The sequence below is a fragment of the Citrobacter freundii complex sp. 2024EL-00216 genome, from assembly GCF_043945515.1.
Classification (GTDB): Bacteria; Pseudomonadota; Gammaproteobacteria; order Enterobacterales; family Enterobacteriaceae; genus Citrobacter; species Citrobacter portucalensis.
Genome location: NZ_JBIMRA010000004.1, coordinates 107808 through 129509, shown reverse-complemented (window position 1 = coordinate 129509; position 21702 = coordinate 107808). Strand labels below are relative to the sequence as shown.

At 52.8% G+C, this 21702-nt stretch carries 15 protein-coding genes and 1 pseudogene; 11 read left to right on the top strand and 5 right to left on the bottom strand.

The genetic code is table 11. The features are described 5' to 3' along the window. Nucleotides 1–26: 26 nt before the first annotated feature. The 3 genes from ACHHZ7_RS06655 to aroP all read right to left on the bottom strand — a co-directional run bounded on the left by ACHHZ7_RS06655 (nt 27) and on the right by aroP (nt 3916). Nucleotides 27–977, bottom strand: coding sequence for a family 43 glycosylhydrolase (locus ACHHZ7_RS06655; RefSeq protein ID WP_060682747.1), 951 nt, complete (start codon nt 975–977; stop codon nt 27–29). Beyond that, a complete protein-coding gene (locus ACHHZ7_RS06650) occupies nt 977–2383 on the bottom strand; it encodes a glycoside-pentoside-hexuronide (GPH):cation symporter (protein WP_060682746.1) in 1407 nt (468 codons plus the stop codon). Before ACHHZ7_RS06650 ends, ACHHZ7_RS06655 begins: the two co-directional genes overlap by 1 nt. Before the next feature lie 159 nt (nt 2384–2542). After that, a complete protein-coding gene (gene aroP / locus ACHHZ7_RS06645; RefSeq protein WP_008786209.1) occupies nt 2543–3916 on the bottom strand; it encodes an aromatic amino acid transporter AroP in 1374 nt (457 codons plus the stop codon). 564 nt (nt 3917–4480) lie between these two features. Here aroP and pdhR point away from each other — a divergent pair. The 6 genes and pseudogenes from pdhR to traT form a co-directional block, all read left to right on the top strand. Further along, nucleotides 4481–5245, top strand: coding sequence for a pyruvate dehydrogenase complex transcriptional repressor PdhR (gene pdhR / locus ACHHZ7_RS06640; protein WP_003018699.1), 765 nt, complete (start codon nt 4481–4483; stop codon nt 5243–5245). 163 nt (nt 5246–5408) lie between these two features. Beyond that, nucleotides 5409–8072: a pyruvate dehydrogenase (acetyl-transferring), homodimeric type gene (gene aceE, locus ACHHZ7_RS06635; RefSeq protein ID WP_008786210.1), complete on the top strand. Its 2664-nt coding sequence runs from the start codon at nt 5409–5411 to the stop codon at nt 8070–8072. 14 nt (nt 8073–8086) lie between these two features. Further along, a complete protein-coding gene (gene aceF, locus ACHHZ7_RS06630; protein WP_032942375.1) occupies nt 8087–9976 on the top strand; it encodes a pyruvate dehydrogenase complex dihydrolipoyllysine-residue acetyltransferase in 1890 nt (629 codons plus the stop codon). A 175-nt stretch (nt 9977–10151) separates the two neighbouring features. Then, nucleotides 10152–11576 carry a dihydrolipoyl dehydrogenase gene (gene lpdA / locus ACHHZ7_RS06625; RefSeq protein ID WP_003829486.1) on the top strand — a complete coding sequence of 475 codons (1425 nt, stop codon included), beginning with the start codon at nt 10152–10154 and terminating at the stop codon, nt 11574–11576. A 269-nt stretch (nt 11577–11845) separates the two neighbouring features. Further along, entirely contained in the window at nt 11846–12130 is a 285-nt protein-coding gene (locus ACHHZ7_RS06620; protein ID WP_008786212.1) for a hypothetical protein, read from the top strand. Between the two features lie 39 nt (nt 12131–12169). Beyond that, nucleotides 12170–12292, top strand: a pseudogene (traT, locus tag ACHHZ7_RS06615) (complement resistance protein TraT); the annotation flags it as partial. A 67-nt stretch (nt 12293–12359) separates the two neighbouring features. Here the strand turns inward: traT and ACHHZ7_RS06610 are convergent. Continuing rightward, nucleotides 12360–13154, bottom strand: coding sequence for a DUF2950 family protein (locus ACHHZ7_RS06610; protein ID WP_060682745.1), 795 nt, complete (start codon nt 13152–13154; stop codon nt 12360–12362). Nucleotides 13155–13164: 10 nt separating this feature from the next. After that, nucleotides 13165–14736 (bottom strand): DUF3300 domain-containing protein, encoded by a 1572-nt coding sequence (locus ACHHZ7_RS06605; protein WP_060682744.1) that lies wholly within the window; start codon nt 14734–14736, stop codon nt 13165–13167. A gap of 448 nt (nt 14737–15184) precedes the next feature. Between ACHHZ7_RS06605 and acnB the strand changes: the two genes are divergently transcribed. From acnB to ACHHZ7_RS06580, 5 genes are all read left to right on the top strand, one after another. After that, nucleotides 15185–17782 carry a bifunctional aconitate hydratase 2/2-methylisocitrate dehydratase gene (gene acnB, locus ACHHZ7_RS06600; protein ID WP_008786215.1) on the top strand — a complete coding sequence of 866 codons (2598 nt, stop codon included), beginning with the start codon at nt 15185–15187 and terminating at the stop codon, nt 17780–17782. Nucleotides 17783–17956: 174 nt separating this feature from the next. Further along, nucleotides 17957–18319, top strand: a complete 363-nt coding sequence (gene yacL / locus ACHHZ7_RS06595; RefSeq protein ID WP_020996227.1) for a protein YacL — start codon at nt 17957–17959, stop codon at nt 18317–18319. Between the two features lie 180 nt (nt 18320–18499). Next, nucleotides 18500–19453: a 2-keto-3-deoxygluconate permease 1 gene (locus ACHHZ7_RS06590; protein WP_008786218.1), complete on the top strand. Its 954-nt coding sequence runs from the start codon at nt 18500–18502 to the stop codon at nt 19451–19453. Then, on the top strand, nt 19450–20721 hold the full coding sequence (locus ACHHZ7_RS06585) for a D-threonate kinase (protein ID WP_060682743.1): 1272 nt from the start codon (nt 19450–19452) through the stop codon (nt 20719–20721). Before ACHHZ7_RS06590 ends, ACHHZ7_RS06585 begins: the two co-directional genes overlap by 4 nt. Next, nucleotides 20711–21694, top strand: coding sequence for a D-threonate 4-phosphate dehydrogenase (locus ACHHZ7_RS06580; RefSeq protein WP_081003606.1), 984 nt, complete (start codon nt 20711–20713; stop codon nt 21692–21694). The genes ACHHZ7_RS06585 and ACHHZ7_RS06580 overlap by 11 nt, the downstream gene beginning before the upstream one ends. Nucleotides 21695–21702 lie beyond the last annotated feature (8 nt).

Here is a 21702-nt window from a genome sequence, read left to right as displayed (position 1 = left end):
TTAGCGCCACCGGGCAGTGCAGCGGTTTAGTTCGTATCAGCAGGCGGGATGCCAAAATCTGGCATGCCGTTTTCGTCCCAACGCACGAGCTTCAGACGAGTGTGGCGGTTTGGGTCGTACAGCGGATCGCCCTCGATTTCGGTGTAGTTTCTCGCGTGATACACCAGCACATCTTCACCTTCCGGCGTTTGTGTAAAGCTGTTGTGTCCTGGCCCAAACTGGTGGTTTTCATAACTGGTGGTAAAGACCGGGCGCGGTGATTTGTGCCAGTTCTGCGGGTTGAGCGGATCGGCGTTGAGGTCAATCCACAATAATCCCATACAGTAGTTCTCATCGGTGGCGCTGGCGGAATAGCTGATAAACAGCTTATCGCCGTGAACCATGACGGCAGGACCTTCATTGACCCAAAAACCCCGGCATTCCCAGTCATACTCAGGGTGACTTAGCATGACCGGCTCGCCTTTAATCGTCCATGGATTTTCCAGCTCAGCGAGATAGATATTGGAGTTTCCGGCGATATCGGGCGACTTCTGCGCCCAGAGGTACCACTGTTTTCCCTGATGGTTAAAGGTGGTGGCATCAAGCGCAAAGGTATCAAACTGCGTTTTAATCTGACCTTTCTCCGTCCACTGCCCGGTCAGCGGATCGGCGTCGGCACATTCGAGCGCAAACATGCGATGCTGGAACATCCCCAGCTTATCGAGCGACTGTGTGTGGGTGGCAGCAAAATAGATGTACCACTTGCCTGCCAGATGATGGATTTCGGGTGCCCAGATGAGTTGGCTCATGGGGCCGCTTTCTGGTTTGTGCCAGACGACAATCGGGGCGGCGGTGCGCAACCCGTCCAGCGAGTCGGCCCGGCGTATCTCCAGTCGGTCATATTCGGGTACTGAAGCAATGAAGTAATAGTGGCTACCGTCACGTAAGATAAACGGATCGGCACGCTGTTCAATAAAGGGATTTGGCCACTGATTCATTAGGCTTTCCTTACGGTTTCAGTCGTTTTTATATCGTGGTATTCATTCAGTTCACGGTAGTTGGCGCGGCGCTTTTCTAAATCTGTCTGGATTTGTTGCATAAACTCGCGGTCAACTTTCAGCAGACGAACCACGCCTGCGGTAATCAGGTAGCCTATGCCCGGTATGATGGTAAACAGCAGCATAATACCGTTAATGGCAGAGTCGCTTTGCGCTTTCGCCCCTGCGTCGTAGCCGTACCAGGATAGCAGGAAGCCGACCATCGCTCCGGCAATCGCCAGGCCCAGTTTCAGGAAGAACAGGTTACCGGAGAAGCTGATTCCGGTGATGCGTTTACCGGTTTTCCACTCGCCATAGTCATCGACATCCGCCATCAGCGACCAGTGCAGCGGAGAAGGGATTTGGTGCAGGATGTTGAGCAGGAAGTAGAGCACCATAATCATCATGGTGGCTTTCGGATCGAAGAAGTAAAACGCGGCAGAGAAAATCGCCAGGATAATATTGGTCCAGAAGAAGACTTTCAGTTTGCACCAGCGATCGGTTAATACCTTCGCCAGCATACTGCCGATCATCATGCCGACCACACCAAGACTGATAAACAGCGTTGCGAACTGCGTGCTTTGCTGCATAACCCATGTCACGTAGTACATGGTGGCAGCCATGCGAATAAAGCCAGGACAGACGTTGCACAATGTTAACAGCAGAATTTTTACCCACTGATCGTTCTTCCACACGTCTTTCAGATCGGCTTTTAAATCGTCATTGGTCTGGACAGCAGGGCGTACGCGTTCACGGACCGTAGCGAAGCAAAACAGGAACATACACATGCCGATGAAAGCCAGAACCGCCATCGCCATCTGATACCCTTTGGCTTTGTCTTCCCCGCCGAACCAGTCGGCCATTGGCAGCAAGGTGAGGGACAGCAGCAGGGTTGCAATGCCTACCAACACAAAGCGATATGACTGGCAGGCGACGCGTTCCTTCGGATCGTTGGTGATAACGCTGCCGAGCGAGCAGTAGGGAATGTTGATCGCTGTATAAGTAATAGATAGCAGGAAGTAGGTAACGAACGCATAGATAACTTTGCTGTTATAGGTCCACTCAGGGGTGGTAAACATCAGTACGCTGAATAATGCGTACGGGAAAGCCATCCATAAAAGCCATGGACGAAATCGACCATATTTACTACGGGTGCGGTCGGCCATCGCGCCCATTATAGGGTCGGTAACGGCGTCGATAACGCGTACTGAGAGCAGTAATACGCCGACCAGTGCAGGTGCCAGACCAAAAATGTCTGTGTAAAAATAGTTAACAAACAACATGATGGCGCCAAAGATGATGTTGCATCCGGCGTCGCCCATTCCATAGCCGATCTTTTCTTTCACCGTGAGCTTACTGGTTTCCATCAACTGCACTCCATTAATGAGATATGGAGAGAATTATTGTCCGGTACCGGTATTTTTGCGTTGCAGGATAACGCCGCTGATATGGACTAAACAGTCGTGAGTGGGAAAGTGTGAGACAGGTAACAACCCCCACCTGACGCAGGTGGGGGGAGGGGGGGATTAATGCGCTTTAACCGCGCCGGCCGTTTTCTGTTTACACAGGTAGCCGATGCCAAGAATGGCAATCCATACAGGGATTAAGTACACCGAGATCGCCATGCCCGGCGTCATCAGCATAATCACCAGTACTGCAGCCATGAAAATCAGGCACACCCAGTTACCCAGCGGATAGAGCAGCGCCGGGAAGCGGGTGGTAACACCCTGCTGCTGTTTGGCTTTGCGGAACTTCATGTGTGCCAGGCTAATCATTGCCCAGTTGATCACCAGTGCGGAAACCACCAGCGCCATCAGCAGGCCAAAGGCGGATTCCGGTGCCAGGTAGTTGATCAGCACACACAGAGCCGTCACCAGTGCGGAAACCAGAATGGTGTTCACCGGTACACCGCGTTTGTCGACGTTCATCAGCGCTTTCGGCGCATTGCCCTGCTGTGCCAGACCGAACAGCATACGGCTGTTGCAGTATACGCAGCTGTTATAGACAGAAAGGGCGGCAGTCAGCACTACGATGTTCAGGGCATTAGCAACAAAGGTGTCGCCCAGCTCGTGGAAAATAAGGACAAACGGGCTGGTATCCGCCGTGACACGCGTCCACGGCATCAGGGAAAGCAGAACCGCCAGCGAACCCACATAGAAAATCAGGATACGGTAGATAACCTGGTTAGTCGCTTTGGGGATGCTTTGCTCCGGGTTATCCGCTTCTGCTGCGGTGATCCCGACCAGCTCCAGCCCACCGAAAGAGAACATGATAATAGCCATCATCATCACCAGACCGGTGAAGCCATGCGGCAGGAAGCCTCCCTGGTCCCACAGGTTGCTGACGCTGGCCTGCGGGCCGCCGTTACCGCTAAACAGTAACCAGCCGCCGAACAGGATCATCGCTACGACGGCAATGACTTTAATAATGGCGAACCAGAACTCCATCTCACCAAACACTTTCACGTTGGTCAGGTTGATGGCGTTGATCAGCACAAAGAAGGCAGCCGCAGACACCCATGTTGGGATCTCCGGGTACCAGAACTGGATGTATTTACCCACGGCAGTTAGCTCAGCCATGGCAACCAGCACGTACAGCACCCAATAGTTCCAGCCGGAAGAGAACCCCGCGAAACCGCCCCAGTATTTATAAGCAAAGTGACTAAATGAGCCTGCAACGGGCTCTTCAACCACCATTTCACCTAACTGACGCATAATCAAAAAGGCGATAAAGCCGGCAATAGCGTAACCCAGAATAATACCCGGTCCTGCAGACTGGATAACGGATGCGCTACCGAGGAATAACCCGGTACCAATCGCGCCACCCAGTGCGATTAGCTGTATATGGCGGTTCTTAAGGCCGCGCTTGAGCTGATCGCCATGCTGTTGACTTTCCATCATGAAACCTCGTGTGTGGTTTTACTCTTCATATTTCGAGTGCTTATTTTTTGAACTACGCAGCAATGCGTGTGTAAGTTTGCAATTCCGTTTGTTGTATTAATTTGTTTACAGATGCTTTTGATAAAATGTTGCCTTAATACTTTTGTCTTGATCAGAATAATGATATGCGAGCGCGAATGCACCTGCTTTATGCGGGGAAGATGACGAGTTGAATAAAAAGAAACCATTTGTAAATGCGAGTTTATCTACCACAAAATTTCCATTTTGAATTTCTATTCATTAATAGTGGTTGATATATCGATAAATAAGCAGGTGAATCGGTTCAGATGAGATAATTTTTCGTTTCAATTCCGTTAAAACTACCCCGAGGTGGGTAAATTTAACATTTGTGCATAGTTACATGTTTGAAACGTTATTTCTGTAATGTTGTTAAAATATGCCTCCTTTACTGATTTCAATCAAAACCTGTATGGACAGAAGGTGAATACTTTGTTACTTTAGCGTCAAGAACATGAAATTGGTAAGACCAATTGACTTCGGGCAAATGGCTTAAGACAGGAAATCATGGCCTACAGCAAAATCCGCCAACCAAAACTCTCCGATGTGATTGAGCAGCAGCTGGAGTTTTTAATTCTTGAGGGGACACTTCGCCCCGGAGAAAAACTCCCACCGGAACGCGAGCTGGCAAAACAGTTCGACGTCTCCCGCCCCTCCTTACGCGAGGCGATCCAACGCCTTGAAGCGAAGGGCTTACTGCTTCGTCGTCAGGGCGGTGGCACTTTTGTTCAGAGCAGCCTGTGGCAGAGCTTTAGCGACCCACTGGTAGAGCTGCTCTCCGACCATCCTGAATCCCAGTTTGACCTGCTTGAAACGCGCCATGCGTTGGAAGGTATTGCAGCTTATTACGCTGCACTGCGCAGCACGGATGAAGACAAAACGCGTATCCGTGAACTCCACCATGCAATCGAGCTTGCGCAACAGTCCGGCGATCTTGACGGCGAATCTGATGCGGTACTTCAGTATCAAATTGCTGTCACCGAAGCGGCACACAATGTAGTGCTGCTCCATTTGCTAAGGTGTATGGAGCCGATGTTGGCCCAGAACGTTCGGCAAAACTTCGAATTGCTGTATGCGCGTCGTGAAATGCTGCCGCTGGTAAGCAGTCATCGTACCCGTATCTTTGAAGCAATTATCGCCGGGAAGCCTGAAGAAGCGCGTGAAGCGTCTCATCGTCACCTGGCCTTTATCGAAGAGATTCTGCTGGACAGAAGCCGTGAGGAAAGCCGTCGTGAACGCGCCTTACGCCGTCTGGAGCAACGAAAGAATTAGTGATTTTTCTGGCAGAACGTTAACCAGAAGATGTTGTAAATCAAGCGCCATATAAAGTGCGCGGCAACTAAACGCAGAACCTGTCTTATTACGCTCTCTGACGAGAACGTAATGGGACAGGTTCCAGATAACTCAACGTATTAGATAGATAAGGAATACCCCCATGTCAGAACGTTTCCCAAATGACGTGGATCCGATCGAAACTCGCGACTGGCTACAGGCGATCGAATCGGTCATCCGTGAAGAAGGTGTTGAGCGTGCTCAGTATCTGATCGACCAACTGCTTTCAGAAGCCCGCAAAGGCGGCGTGAAAGTAGCGGCAGGTGCAGGGGCCAGCAATTATATAAACACTATTGCCGTTGAAGATGAACCGGAATACCCGGGCAATCTGGAGCTGGAACGTCGTATTCGTTCTGCTATCCGCTGGAACGCCATCATGACCGTACTGCGCGCGTCTAAAAAGGACCTCGAGCTGGGTGGCCACATGGCATCCTTCCAGTCCTCCGCAACGGTATATGATGTTTGCTTCAACCACTTCTTCCGTGCACGCAACGAGCAAGATGGCGGCGATCTGGTGTACTTCCAGGGTCACATTTCTCCGGGCATCTACGCACGCGCATTCCTGGAAGGTCGTCTGACTGAAGAGCAGATGAACAACTTCCGTCAGGAAGTACATGGCAAAGGCCTGTCTTCCTACCCGCACCCGAAACTGATGCCGGAATTCTGGCAGTTCCCGACCGTATCTATGGGTCTGGGCCCAATCGGTGCTATCTACCAGGCTAAATTCCTGAAATATCTGGAACACCGTGGCCTGAAAGATACCTCTAAACAAACCGTTTACGCCTTCCTGGGCGACGGCGAGATGGATGAGCCAGAATCTAAAGGTGCGATCACCATCGCGACCCGTGAAAAACTGGACAACCTGGTCTTTGTTATCAACTGTAACCTGCAGCGTCTTGACGGCCCGGTAACCGGTAACGGCAAGATTGTTAATGAACTGGAAGGCATCTTCGCGGGCGCTGGCTGGAACGTTATCAAAGTCATGTGGGGCGGTCGTTGGGATGAGCTGCTGCGTAAAGACACCAGCGGTAAACTGATCCAGCTGATGAACGAAACCGTTGACGGCGACTACCAGACCTTCAAATCCAAAGATGGCGCATACGTACGTGAGCACTTCTTCGGTAAATACCCGGAAACCGCAGCACTGGTTGCTGACTGGACTGACGAGCAGATTTGGGCTCTGAACCGTGGTGGTCACGATCCGAAGAAAGTCTACGCTGCACTGAAAAAAGCGCAGGAAACCAAAGGCAGAGCAACTGTAATCCTGGCCCATACCATCAAAGGTTACGGCATGGGTGACACTGCTGAAGGTAAAAACATCGCTCACCAGGTTAAGAAAATGAACATGGACGGCGTGCGTTATATCCGCGACCGTTTCAACGTTCCTGTGACCGACGAGCAGGTTGAAAACCTGTCTTACATCACCTTCCCGGAAGGTTCTGAAGAGCACACTTATCTGCACGCTCAGCGTCAGAAACTGCACGGCTACCTGCCTGCTCGTCAGCCGAACTTCACCGAGAAGCTGGAACTGCCAGCTCTGGAAGACTTCGGTGCGCTGCTGGAAGAGCAGAACAAAGAAATCTCCACCACTATCGCTTTCGTTCGTGCCCTGAACGTGATGCTGAAGAACAAGTCGATCAAAGATCGTCTGGTTCCGATCATCGCTGACGAAGCGCGTACTTTCGGTATGGAAGGTCTGTTCCGTCAGATTGGTATCTACAGCCCGAACGGTCAGCAGTACACCCCGCAGGACCGTGAGCAGGTTGCTTACTACAAAGAAGACGAGAAAGGTCAGATCCTGCAGGAAGGTATCAACGAACTGGGTGCAGGCGCATCCTGGCTGGCTGCTGCGACGTCTTACAGCACCAACGATCTGCCGATGATCCCGTTCTACATCTACTACTCCATGTTCGGGTTCCAGCGTATTGGTGACCTGTGCTGGCAGGCAGGCGACCAACAGGCTCGCGGCTTCCTGGTAGGGGGTACTTCTGGTCGTACTACGCTGAACGGCGAAGGTCTGCAGCACGAAGATGGTCACAGCCATATTCAGTCTCTGACTATCCCGAACTGTATCTCTTACGATCCGTCTTACGCGTACGAAGTTGCGGTCATCATGCACGATGGTCTGGAGCGTATGTACGGTGAGAAACAAGAGAACGTTTACTACTACATCACCACGCTGAACGAAAACTACCACATGCCGGCAATGCCAGCAGGTGCCGAGGAAGGTATCCGTAAAGGTATCTACAAACTCGAAACCCTCGAAGGTAAGAAAGGTAAAGTTCAGCTGCTGGGCTCCGGTTCTATCCTGCGTCACGTGCGTGAAGCAGCACAGATCCTGGCGAACGACTACGGTGTAGGCTCTGACGTTTACAGCGTAACTTCCTTCACTGAACTGGCGCGTGATGGCCAGGATTGTGAGCGCTGGAACATGCTGCACCCGATGGAAACGCCGCGCGTTCCGTACATCGCTCAGGTGATGAACGACGCTCCGGCAGTAGCATCTACTGACTATATGAAACTGTTTGCCGAACAGGTTCGTACTTATGTACCGGCTGATGATTATCGCGTACTGGGTACTGACGGTTTCGGTCGCTCTGACAGCCGTGAAAACCTGCGTCACCACTTCGAAGTTGATGCTTCCTACGTGGTTGTAGCGGCCCTGGGCGAACTGGCTAAACGTGGCGAAATCGATAAGAAAGTGGTTGCAGACGCAATCATCAAATTCAACATCGATGCAGATAAAGTTAACCCGCGTCTGGCGTAAGAGGTAAAAGAATAATGGCTATCGAAATCAATGTACCGGACATCGGGGCTGATGAAGTTGAAATCACCGAGATCCTGGTCAAAGTAGGCGACAAAGTTGAAGCTGAACAGTCGCTGATCACCGTAGAAGGCGACAAAGCCTCTATGGAAGTTCCGTCCCCTCAGGCGGGTATCGTTAAAGAGATCAAAGTCTCTGTTGGCGACAAAACTGAGACCGGCAAACTGATCATGATTTTCGATTCCGCCGACGGTGCAGCAGCTGCTGCACCTGCTCAGGCAGAAGAGAAGAAAGAAGCAGCTCCGGCAGCAGCACCTGCTGCCTCTGCGGCGAAAGACGTACACGTACCTGACATCGGCGGCGACGAAGTAGAAGTTACCGAGATCATGGTTAAAGTGGGCGACACCGTTGCGGCTGAACAGTCTCTGATCACCGTTGAAGGTGACAAAGCCTCTATGGAAGTTCCGGCGCCGTTCGCAGGTACCGTTAAAGAGATCAAAATCAACACGGGTGACAAAGTGTCTACCGGTTCCCTGATTATGGTCTTCGAAGTGGCGGGCGCAGCGCCTGCTGCTGCACCGGCTCAGGCGGCTGCTCCAGCAGCAGCGGCGGCTCCGGCAGCTTCTGGCTCGAAAGAAGTTAACGTACCGGATATCGGTGGTGACGAAGTTGAAGTCACTGAAGTGATGGTTAAAGTGGGCGATAAAATTGCCGCTGAACAGTCACTGATCACCGTTGAAGGCGATAAAGCGTCGATGGAAGTTCCGGCACCGTTCGCGGGTACCGTGAAAGAAATCAAAATCAGCACCGGCGACAAAGTTAAAACCGGTTCTCTGATTATGGTCTTCGAAGTCGAAGGCGCAGCACCTGCAGCCGCTCCTGCGCAAGCAGCTGCTCCGGCTCCGGCCGCTGCACCAGCACCTGCGCAAGCCGCAGCTCCGGCAGCGAAAGCGGAAGGCAAATCTGAGTTTGCTGAAAACGACGCTTACGTTCATGCAACGCCGCTGATTCGTCGCCTGGCGCGCGAATTCGGTGTGAACCTGGCGAAAGTGAAAGGTTCTGGCCGTAAAGGTCGTATCCTGCGTGAAGACGTTCAGGCTTACGTGAAAGACGCTATCAAGCGTGCTGAAGCGGCTCCGACTGCAGCAGCAGGTGGCGGTATCCCGGGCATGCTGCCCTGGCCGAAAGTGGACTTCAGCAAGTTTGGTGAAATCGAAGAAGTGGAACTGGGCCGTATCCAGAAAATCTCTGGTGCTAACCTGAGCCGTAACTGGGTGATGATCCCGCACGTTACTCACTTCGATAAGACCGATATCACCGATCTTGAAGCGTTCCGTAAACAGCAGAACGCCGAAGCTGAAAAACGTAAACTGGACGTGAAATTCACCCCAGTAGTCTTCATCATGAAAGCCGTTGCCGCAGCTCTGGAACAGATGCCGCGCTTCAACAGCTCCCTGTCTGAAGACGGTCAGCGCCTGACCCTGAAGAAATACATCAACATCGGTGTAGCGGTTGATACTCCTAATGGTCTGGTTGTTCCGGTCTTCAAAGACGTGAATAAGAAGAGCATTACCGAGCTGTCTCGTGAACTGACCGTGATCTCCAAGAAAGCGCGTGATGGCAAGCTGACCGCTGGCGAAATGCAGGGCGGTTGCTTCACCATCTCCAGCATCGGTGGCCTGGGTACTACCCACTTCGCGCCGATTGTGAACGCGCCGGAAGTGGCTATTCTCGGTGTCTCCAAGTCCTCTATGGAGCCAGTGTGGAACGGTAAAGAGTTTATGCCGCGTCTGATGATGCCGATTTCGCTCTCCTTCGACCACCGTGTAATTGACGGTGCGGATGGTGCGCGCTTTATCACCATCATCAACAACATGCTGTCTGACATTCGCCGCCTGGTGATGTAAGCGAAAAAGCCGGCCCGACGGCCGGCTTTTTTCTGGTAATCTCATGAAGTCAGTGAGGTTATTGTGCGAAAGACAAATCGGTTGCCGTTTGTTGTTTCAAAATTGTTAACAATTTTGTAAAATACGGGCGGATAGAACGACCCGCTGGACGACGGGTATAAATTAAGAGGTCATGATGAGCACTGAAATCAAAACTCAGGTCGTGGTACTTGGGGCAGGCCCTGCAGGTTACTCTGCTGCCTTCCGTTGCGCAGATTTAGGTCTGGAGACCGTCATCGTAGAACGTTACAGCACCCTTGGTGGTGTTTGTCTGAACGTCGGCTGTATCCCTTCTAAAGCGCTGCTGCACGTAGCAAAAGTTATCGAAGAAGCCAAAGCGCTGGCTGAACACGGTATCGTTTTTGGCGAGCCGAAAACCGATATCGACAAGATTCGTACCTGGAAAGAAAAAGTTATCACTCAGCTGACCGGCGGTCTGGCGGGTATGGCCAAAGGCCGTAAAGTGAAAGTGGTTAACGGTCTGGGTAAATTTACCGGGGCAAACACCCTGGAAGTTGAAGGCGAAAACGGCAAAACCGTGATCAACTTCGACAACGCAATCATCGCGGCGGGTTCCCGTCCGATCGAACTGCCGTTTATTCCGCATGAAGATCCGCGCGTATGGGATTCCACCGATGCACTGGAACTGAAAACTGTTCCTAAGCGCCTGCTGGTAATGGGCGGCGGTATCATCGGTCTGGAAATGGGTACCGTGTACCATGCGCTGGGTTCAGAGATCGACGTGGTTGAAATGTTCGACCAGGTTATCCCGGCTGCCGACAAAGACGTGGTTAAAGTCTTCACCAAGCGCATCAGCAAGAAGTTCAACCTGATGCTGGAAACCAAAGTGACCGCCGTTGAAGCGAAAGAAGACGGTATCTACGTTTCCATGGAAGGCAAAAAAGCCCCTGCCGAAGCTCAGCGTTACGATGCTGTGCTGGTCGCTATCGGTCGTGTACCGAACGGTAAAAACCTCGACGCGGGCAAAGCTGGCGTGGAAGTTGACGACCGTGGCTTCATCCGCGTTGACAAACAGCTGCGCACCAACGTACCGCACATCTTTGCTATCGGCGATATCGTCGGTCAGCCGATGCTGGCACACAAAGGTGTGCATGAAGGTCACGTTGCCGCTGAAGTTATCGCCGGTAAGAAACACTACTTCGATCCGAAAGTTATCCCATCCATTGCATACACTGAACCAGAAGTTGCATGGGTTGGTCTGACCGAGAAAGAAGCGAAAGAAAAAGGTATCAGCTACGAAACCGCCACCTTCCCGTGGGCTGCTTCTGGCCGTGCTATCGCTTCCGATTGCGCAGACGGTATGACCAAACTGATTTTCGACAAAGAATCTCACCGTGTTATCGGTGGTGCGATTGTCGGTACCAACGGCGGCGAGCTGCTGGGCGAAATCGGTCTGGCGATCGAAATGGGTTGTGACGCAGAAGATATCGCGCTGACCATCCACGCGCACCCGACTCTGCACGAGTCCGTGGGCCTGGCGGCAGAAATCTTTGAAGGTAGCATTACCGACCTGCCAAACCCGAAAGCGAAGAAAAAGTAATTTTTCCGAAATGATAAAAAGCGGCTGAATGGCCGCTTTTTTTATGTATTTGTTACATAATAGTGTCAAGATCTGGCAAAGATTAAGGTAACTAGCCGAATTGCCAGAAAATGTTTTTTACCGTACTGCATCAAACTCCCGAACCGCATGAAATCAGCATTCCAAATCAACATACTGTTTCACAAGAAATAAATCACCTTATCTTGTCATTAGATGAAATTAATAACCCTGTAAACTAATAGCGTGATAATAAATTGGGAGGGGAAATGATGAAACGTTTTTTAAAAGCAGCAGTAATAACTACCGTGTTTATTTCCGGCATGGCGCTGGCGCAGGATGCCGTCATTCCATGGGCTACCAACAGCGGTGGTACCGAAAGCACACATATTGCGGCAATGGGACAAAATTTGAATGCGCAGCATCAGCAGATTAACCAGACACAGGAAGGTGTATGGGCAACAAACTCTGGCAGCATTCGAGCTGACGAAATAGCACTTATCAGCACTAAGCCGGTGTTTAAAGGTTATCCTGAATTAATGCCGCATCAGAATTAACTCTCCGAGCTCACGTCAGACAAATCCACGCTGACGTGAGCGTGTGGGCTGATCGGCATGGCTGCGGATGCGATGGTGGAAGAGGTGAACTACACCATGGTTACTGACCTGCAAATCTCTATGTGCAGCAAAGCTAAAGTGACAACGGATAAAGTTGCTGCATTTAATTTGTTGGGGTTGCCGGGGGGCGGCTATGCCTTACCCGGCCTACTAACCTTCCGACTCGGTATCAGGGCGCTACAGGTTGCCAGTTTTTATCCGGATGGAATGTGGTTAACGCTTGTGCTTTCTGCTGTGATTCAACACCGAGATCGGCCTGGTAGACTTTGTCTTCACCGTTAATCATAAAACTCATCACGCCGGTGTGATCGTAGCTAACGGGCCAGGCTACCATGGCAAAACCGCTGGTTTTATCGGGAAGGATCCGGAAGTGATAGCCGTGATAGCCCATGCCCGGCTCCTGTGGACTGAAGGCTGGGCCAAGCGGGCTTGGCGCTTCGCCCGGCGAAACAGGCCAGTACAGACCATCCTTTTTCCCTTCAGAACTGACAATCTTTTGCGCGTATTTCTGGTTCATCGCAAAATAGCTCTGCTGGGCATCCACATAGGCGTGCAACGCCTCAATGGCAGCAAGTTCGTTGCGTCCAATCTCACGGGTCAGGATCTCTTCGGCCGCTTCCTTGATATCAAATTGCCAGCCTGAAGCGTTTTTGACGACCGGGATTGGCAGTTGCCAGTCGCTGTCTCCAACCACAAGATGCGCCGTATTGCCGTCGATGACAGTGCTATGGCGTACCTTCCAGTCACGCAGGAAGCGATCAACCGCATCAGGATCGACGCCTTCTGGCGGCAGAAAATCACGCCAGTTTTCCCCGAGCAGGTTGCTCATTGCACTTTCATTTTGCTCACTGATAGCGTTTGCCAGCGCATCTGTTGCCTGGTCTGGTGTGCTGAAGGATTGTTGTGCCATCCCGGTGGCCGAAACCATGAACAACACCATTCCACTGAGTAGTTTATTTTTCATGTCGGTTCCCTTAACGATGACGGAATTCACGGTGTTCAGCACGCCCGCCAGAAGGCTGGCGCGATGGCTGATTACGGGCGACCTGGCGGCTCTGGACACCTCGTTGTTGCTGTGCCTGCCAGTTGGCGGAGCGACTGTCGTTACCGCTCAGCGCATTGGCGCGTGGCTGGCTGGTTCGCTGTTGAAGATTGCGCTGTTGTGCCGGTTGCGTGACCCGTTTCTCCTGTCGCTGGGCGACTGCCTGGCGATTCTCCCGCTGCTGAGTGCTCGTCCGCTTCGCGGTTTGCGGTTTGGTATCGTAACCGCGGTAGTTATTACGTTGGGAAATTTGTTTCAGCTGTTGATTCGATGCCTGACGCTGGGCGTCTTTCGTGCCCGAGCGTGCCGTCTGCGGGAATGTTTTCCCCGTCGATTTTTCCATTTGGCTCATCGCGGCCTGGCGCTGGTTATCACGGTTGACCGGTCTTTGCTGGGTCGAACTTAATCCGGTTGCCGTGTTAGTGGAGTGGAAGCGGTTATTGAGCTGGCTATTTGGGTAAGGCACACCCTCACGGTAGGCCGGGTTATGCTGCCAGGTACGGTTGGCATCTGTCAGGCGCTGACCACTGATTTTATTGAAGTTATCAACGTTAATGTTGATGTTGTTATCACCGTTGCGGTTATAGCCGCCATGGTTATCCCAGTCATCATTATGATGGTGGTCGTCGTCGTCATCCCAGTCGATGTTGCTGAAGATGGCATAGGTTGTGGCGACACCAAGGCTGAAGCCTAAACCATTGACGAAGCTGTTACCAAATTGCTCACCGGGCGTTGGTGGCAGATAGGTTGGCGGATAGGCGGTATTCGGCCAGGTACCGTAAACCGTGTTCGGGTTATAGGTTGGAACGTACACCACCTGCGGATCGGCGGATTCAATCTTGATGACCGTAGGGCTTGTCGTGGTGGTAGTGCTGGTCGTCGATGTGCTGGTGGCTGTTTTCGCCGGTGCCGCTTTGGTCACGGTGGTGACGGTCTGTTGCGGTGTTGATTGCAGCGCGCCGGTTTGTTGCGCCAGTACACGCAGACGTTGAACGGAATCCATGACGTCCTTCGGCTGTGCGAGGAAAGCATCGCCCAGGCTTTGTACCCACGGCGGATTTTCACCCATCAGTGACATCAACTGAGGAAAAGCGACCAGCGATTTCACGCTGGGATCCCAGGGCTGGCTGGCAACGGCCTGAATGGCGGCATCGCCCTGCATTTTGGGATTGTCTTTTGACCACTGTGCGGCCTGGATGACGTTAGCCGGATAGGTTGAGGCCATCAAAATTTGCGACAGCAGCGAGTCTGGATAGAGCGCGATAGGTGCAACCCACTGATCGATTTGTGCTGCTGAGTAGGTTGGTGCCACGGCGGGTGCAGTTTGCTCTACCGGGGCGGGGGCCGCTACGGGAGCTGGGGCCGGTGTTGACGGTTGCTGCGCAACGGGGGCCGGAGCAGCAGGCTCCGTTGTGCGACTTTTAACAAACATCACGCCAGAGGCGGCAAACAGCCCGGCACTGCACAAAAGGACAAGCAGATGTGGCTTAAGGGGCAACTTCATAAAATGACTCCAACGAGACGAGCGCTGTGCCGTGAGGCGTTCCTGTTGCCGCGAGTATTATTCACCCGTGTTAGACAGTTTTGACTTTTATGGTTGATTCACCAGGTAGGTCCGAAAAAAGAGTGTGAGTATTTATTACACAATTATATGTGATGGCGGAAAAATCGCTGGAATATTCAGCCGATCGCGCTTGAAAATTAACCGTTTATGGGTGGTTTTAAGCTGACTTAATTTCGCCTCGCCTTGTCGCTATACCATTCTTAACGATTCAGCCAATTTTTTATGTTGCTTTTTTGTAAACGGATTAACACTTAATGAAAATCCTGTTATTGTGCCTTATGCGGTACCGGGCATTTACCCTACTAACTACTGTCTCACAGGAGCGTGAAGAGAATCGCCCATCTACAAAAGCGCCGCATTATGACAATGAGAGCGAGGAGATATCGTCGTGCTAGAAGAATACCGTAAGCACGTAGCTGAGCGTGCTGCCCAGGGGATTGTGCCAAAACCTTTAGACGCAACCCAAATGGCTGCACTTGTCGAGCTGCTGAAGACCCCGCCTGTGGGCGAAGAAGAATTCCTGTTAGACCTGTTGATCAACCGCGTTCCTCCTGGCGTAGATGAAGCCGCTTATGTTAAAGCTGGTTTTCTCGCCGCTGTCGCAAAAGGCGACACCACCTCCCCGCTGGTTACCCCAGAAAAAGCCATTGAACTGCTGGGCACCATGCAGGGTGGCTACAACATTCATCCGCTGATCGACGCGCTGGACGATGCAAAACTGGCGCCGATTGCCGCCAAAGCGCTCTCTTCAACGCTGCTGATGTTCGATAACTTCTACGATGTAGAAGAAAAAGCCAAAGCGGGCAACGAATATGCGAAGCAGGTAATGCAATCCTGGGCTGATGCCGAATGGTTCCTGAACCGTCCAGCTCTGGCTGAAAAAATCACCGTTACTGTCTTTAAAGTGACGGGGGAAACCAACACCGATGACCTTTCTCCGGCACCGGATGCATGGTCTCGCCCGGATATCCCTCTGCACGCTCTGGCGATGCTGAAAAACGCCCGTGAAGGTATCGAACCGGATCAGCCGGGTGTGGTTGGCCCGATCAAACAGATCGAAGAATTGCAGAAAAAAGGTTACCCGCTGGCTTATGTGGGTGATGTTGTCGGTACCGGTTCTTCGCGTAAATCCGCAACCAACTCCGTGCTGTGGTTCATGGGTGACGACATTCCTCATGTGCCGAACAAGCGCGGCGGCGGCCTGTGCCTCGGCGGCAAAATTGCACCTATCTTCTTCAACACCATGGAAGATGCGGGCGCACTGCCGATTGAAGTGGACGTGTCGAACATGAACATGGGCGACGTGATTGACGTTTACCCGTTCAAAGGCGAAGTACGCAACCACGAAACCGGCGAGCTGCTGGCAAGCTTTGAGCTGAAAACCGAAGTCCTGATCGACGAAGTACGCGCCGGTGGCCGTATCCCGCTGATCATCGGTCGTGGCCTGACCACCAAGGCGCGCGAAGCGCTGGGCCTGCCGCACAGCGACGTATTCCGTCAGGCGAAAGACGTGGCGGAAAGCAGCCGTGGCTTCTCCCTGGCACAGAAAATGGTTGGCCGCGCCTGCGGCGTAAAAGGTATCCGTCCGGGCGCGTACTGCGAACCGAAGATGACCTCCGTCGGTTCTCAGGATACTACTGGCCCTATGACCCGTGACGAACTGAAAGACCTGGCGTGCTTGGGCTTCTCGTCTGACCTGGTGATGCAGTCCTTCTGCCACACTGCGGCGTATCCGAAGCCGGTTGACGTGAACACGCATCACACGCTGCCAGACTTCATCATGAACCGCGGCGGTGTGTCGCTGCGTCCGGGCGACGGCGTTATTCACTCCTGGCTGAACCGCATGCTGCTGCCGGATACCGTAGGTACCGGTGGTGACTCCCATACCCGTTTCCCTATCGGGATTTCCTTCCCGGCAGGTTCTGGTCTGGTGGCGTTTGCTGCTGCGACCGGCGTGATGCCGCTGGATATGCCGGAATCCGTTCTGGTGCGTTTCAAAGGCAAAATGCAGCCGGGTATCACCCTGCGCGATCTGGTACACGCCATCCCGCTGTACGCGATCAAACAGGGTCTGCTGACCGTTGAGAAGAAAGGTAAGAAGAACATCTTCTCTGGCCGCATTCTTGAAATCGAAGGTCTGCCGGATCTCAAAGTAGAGCAGGCGTTCGAATTGACCGACGCCTCCGCTGAACGTTCTGCTGCCGGTTGTACCATCAAGCTGAACAAAGAGCCGATCGTTGAGTATCTGAGCTCTAACATCGTTCTGCTGAAGTGGATGATCGCAGAAGGTTACGGCGATCGCCGTACGCTGGAACGTCGTGTGCAGGGCATGGAAAAATGGCTGGCGGATCCGCAGTTGCTGGAAGCCGACGCTGACGCAGAATACGCGGCAGTGATCGACATCGATCTGGCGGATATCAAAGAGCCAATCCTGTGTGCACCGAACGATCCGGACGATGCGCGTCTGCTGTCTGACGTACAGGGCGAGAAGATCGACGAAGTGTTCATCGGCTCCTGCATGACTAACATCGGCCACTTCCGTGCCGCTGGTAAGCTGCTGGATGCGCACAAAGGCCAACTGCCAACGCGTCTGTGGGTGGCTCCGCCAACCCGTATGGATGCGGCACAGCTGACCGAAGAAGGTTATTACAGCGTGTTCGGTAAGAGCGGTGCGCGTATCGAAATTCCAGGCTGCTCTCTGTGCATGGGGAACCAGGCGCGTGTAGCCGACGGCGCAACGGTGGTGTCGACCTCTACCCGTAACTTCCCGAACCGTTTAGGTACCGGAGCGAACGTCTACCTGGCTTCTGCGGAGCTGGCGGCGGTTGCGGCGCTGATCGGCAAACTGCCGACGGCGGAAGAGTACCAGACCTATGTGGCGCAGGTAGATAAAACGGCCGTAGATACTTACCGTTATCTGAACTTCGACCAGCTGTCTCAGTACACCGAGAAAGCCGATGGTGTGATTTTCCAGACCGCGGTGTAATGCCCTAAAGCATTTTGTGTAAAAACGCATCAATGCCCGGAGAAGTCTGCTTCTCCGGGCATTTTTATTTCTATTCCTTATACCCACTACGCTTTTTTTCTGCCGCGCTGCTGCGATAATTACAGCAAGGCGCAATGCGGTATTGGCGCATTGCCGGGAGTAGAGGAAGACATTATGGATTACGAATTTCTGCGCGATATTACCGGGGTGGTAAAAGTGCGTATGTCCATGGGCCACGAGGTGGTGGGGCACTGGTTTAATGAGGAAGTGAAAGAAAACCTGGCCTTACTTGATGAAGTGGAACAGGCAGCGCGTGCGGTTAAGGGCAGTGAGCGCTCCTGGCAGCGAGCAGGGCATGAATACACGCTCTGGCTGGATGGCGAAGAAGTGATGGTTCGCGCTAATCAGCTGGAGTTCTCTGGCGATGAGATGGAAGAGGGGATGAGCTACTACGACGAAGAAAGTTTTTCGCTCTGTGGTGTAGAGGACTTTCTTCAGGTTGTGGCGGCATACCGCGAATTTGTGCATCAATCCTGAGATATTTCAGATATCAATGAAGCCGGGTGAGACAAACCCGGCTTTTTTTTCGTCCGAATGATTATTTGATTTTTATTAATCATTCAAAAACTGTGATCTACCGCGTTTGTGATCTGATTTTGATTGAATATAATCGTTGTGATTTTATTTAATCACAACATAACAACAGGCGGGAAGACCATGAACATCAAGAAGGCAATAGAACGCGTACCCGGCGGCATGATGGTTGTGCCGTTGGTTATCGGTGCCATTATCAACACTTTTGCCCCGCAGGCGTTGCAGATCGGTGGATTCACCACGGCTTTATTTAAAAATGGCGCGGCTCCCTTGATTGGCGCGTTCCTGCTCTGTATGGGGGCGGGAATTAGCGTAAAGGCGGCGCCGCAAGCTTTGCTACAAGGCGGCACGATTACGCTGACCAAGTTACTGGTCGCGATTGCAATTGGTCTCGGGGTTGAACACCTGTTTGGCGCGGAGGGCATCTTTGGCTTAAGCGGTGTTGCCATTATTGCGGCAATGAGTAACTCCAATGGCGGGCTTTACGCGGCGCTGGTTGGCGAGTTTGGCAATGAACGTGATGTCGGTGCGATCTCCATTTTGTCTCTGAATGACGGGCCTTTCTTTACCATGATCGCGCTGGGCGCGGCGGGTATGGCAAATATTCCTATCATGGCGCTGGTGGCGGTTCTTGTTCCGCTGGTGGTTGGCATGATCCTCGGTAACCTCGATGCCAATATGCGTGACTTCCTGACCAAAGGCGGTCCACTGCTCATTCCTTTCTTTGCATTTGCACTTGGAGCCGGTATTAACCTGGAAATGCTGCTGCAAGGCGGTCTGGCGGGCATTCTGCTGGGCGTACTGACCACCTTTGTGGGCGGTTTCTTTAACATTCGAGCCGATCGTCTGGTAGGCGGGAGTGGTATTGCTGGTGCTGCGGCATCCAGTACGGCGGGGAACGCCGTCGCGACGCCACTGGCTATAGCACAGGCCGATCCCTCGCTGGCAGAGGTTGCCGCTGCGGCAGCGCCGCTGATCGCTGCGTCAGTCATTACAACCGCAATTCTGACGCCAATTCTTACGTCGTGGGTCGCGAAAAGGCAGTCTCGTCAGGCCGTGCAGGAGAAGAAAGCATGAAAATGATCGTTATCGCCGATGACTTTACGGGCTCTAACGATACCGGCGTACAGCTGGCGAAAAAAGGGGCGCGTACCGAAGTAATGCTGACCCCAGCGCAGAAACCGTCGCGCCGCGCCGATGTTCTGGTCATCAATACGGAAAGCCGGGCGATGCTGGCAACGCAGGCCGCCGCGGCTGTACAACAAGCGTTAGCGCCATGGTGTGAGGGCGAAGCAACACCGCTGGTATACAAAAAAATAGACTCGACATTTCGTGGCAATGTGGGGGCTGAAGTCACTGCAGCCATGCGTACAGCCGGTCGGACGCTGGCCGTGATTGCGGCGGCAATTCCTGCTGCCGGGCGCACTACGCAGGATGGCTTGTGCCTGGTCCATGGTGTGCCGCTGCTGGAAACGGAATTCGCCAGCGATCCAAAAACGCCTATTCACTCTTCGCGTATTGCTGAACTGGTCGCACTGCAAAGCGATGTCCCTGTACATGAGGTGTCGCTGGTGGATGTGCGTCGGGGAAGTTTGAGTGCGCTGCTGAGTGCTTTTGCAAAAGCCGGCGAATGTATGGTGGTGGTGGATGCCGTGGAAGAGCGAGATCTCGCGCTCATTGCGCAGGCGGTTTGTGAGCAAAAACAGATGCCGCTGCTCGTAGGGGCGGCAGGGCTGGCCAATGCGCTACCGGCCGCAACGTTTATGCAAGAAAAGCAGGAATTACCGGTGTTGGTTGTGGCTGGCTCAATGAGTGAGGCAACGCGACGTCAGGTGGAAAAAGCAGTGTGTCAGGGTCGGGCAAAAGTCGTTGATATCGATGCCGCGCGGTTGGTTGCATCGTCATTTGCACCGGAAATGGACTCTGTTATTGAACAGGCTTGCGCGCAACTGAGCCAGCAGCAGCACACGATCTTACGCACCAGTCGATGTGCAGAAGACCGGGACATGATCGACACGCTGTGTTTCAACGTGGGGATGAGTCGCCAGCAGTTGGGAGAACTGCTGAGTCAGCGTCTAGGGGAGATAACGCTGCGCATTATTGAACAAGCACGTATCGGCGGATTGTTCCTGACCGGAGGCGATATTGCCACGGCGGTCGCCAGTGCGTTGGGTGCTGAAGGGTATCGCATCCACAGTGAGGTCGCCCCCTGTATTCCGTGCGGAACGTTTGTGAATAGCGAGATTGACGACTTGCCGGTTATTACCAAAGCGGGTGGATTCGGTTCTGATACGACCCTTTGCGATGCGCTGTATTTTATTGAGGAGATGTACCGTGGTAACTAAAACAATTGCGATTACGATGGGAGACCCGGCGGGGATTGGTCCGGAAATTATTGTTAAAGCGCTACGCGAAGATGAACTTAATGGTGCACCGCTGGTGGTGGTTGGGTGCCTAAAAACGCTGCAGCGGTTACAGGCTCAGGGGCTGGCTGACGGAGTAACATTTCGCGCTATTGAACAGGTCGCCGATGCCAGATTCACGCCAGATACGATTCATGTGATTGATGAACCGCTGGCGAAACCTGACGAACTGGTCCCTGGTACAGTGCAGGCGCAGGCGGGCGATCTGGCCTATCGCTGTGTGAAGCGGGCGACTGAACTGGCGATGAAGGGGGATGTACATGCCATCGCGACCGCGCCGTTGAACAAAGAAGCGCTGCATCTCGGCGGACACAATTATCCTGGACATACCGAACTGCTGGCAACGCTAACCGAAAGCCGCGACTATGCGATGGTGCTGTACACCGATAAGCTGAAAGTTATCCATGTTTCGACGCATATCGCACTGCGCAAATTCCTTGATACGCTCAATGGGCAACGTGTCGAAACGGTGATTGGTATCGCAGATACCTTCCTGAAGCGCGTAGGCTTTGCACACCCGCGTATTGCCGTTGCGGGGGTGAATCCACATGCCGGAGAGAATGGCCTGTTTGGCGATGAGGAAATTCGTATTGTCGGACCCGCGATTGAGAATATGAGAGCGAAGGGGATGGATGTTTACGGTCCGTGCCCGCCGGATACCGTGTTTTTACAGGCTTATGAAGGTCAGTATGACATGGTGGTGGCGATGTACCACGATCAGGGGCATATCCCGCTGAAATTGCTGGGTTTCTATGATGGTGTAAATATCACAGCAGGTTTACCGTTTATTCGTACCTCTGCCGATCACGGTACGGCATTTGATATCGCCTGGACGGGAAAAGCAAAATCTGAGAGCATGGCCGTATCGATCAAACTGGCAATGCAACTGGCGTAATTTACTGT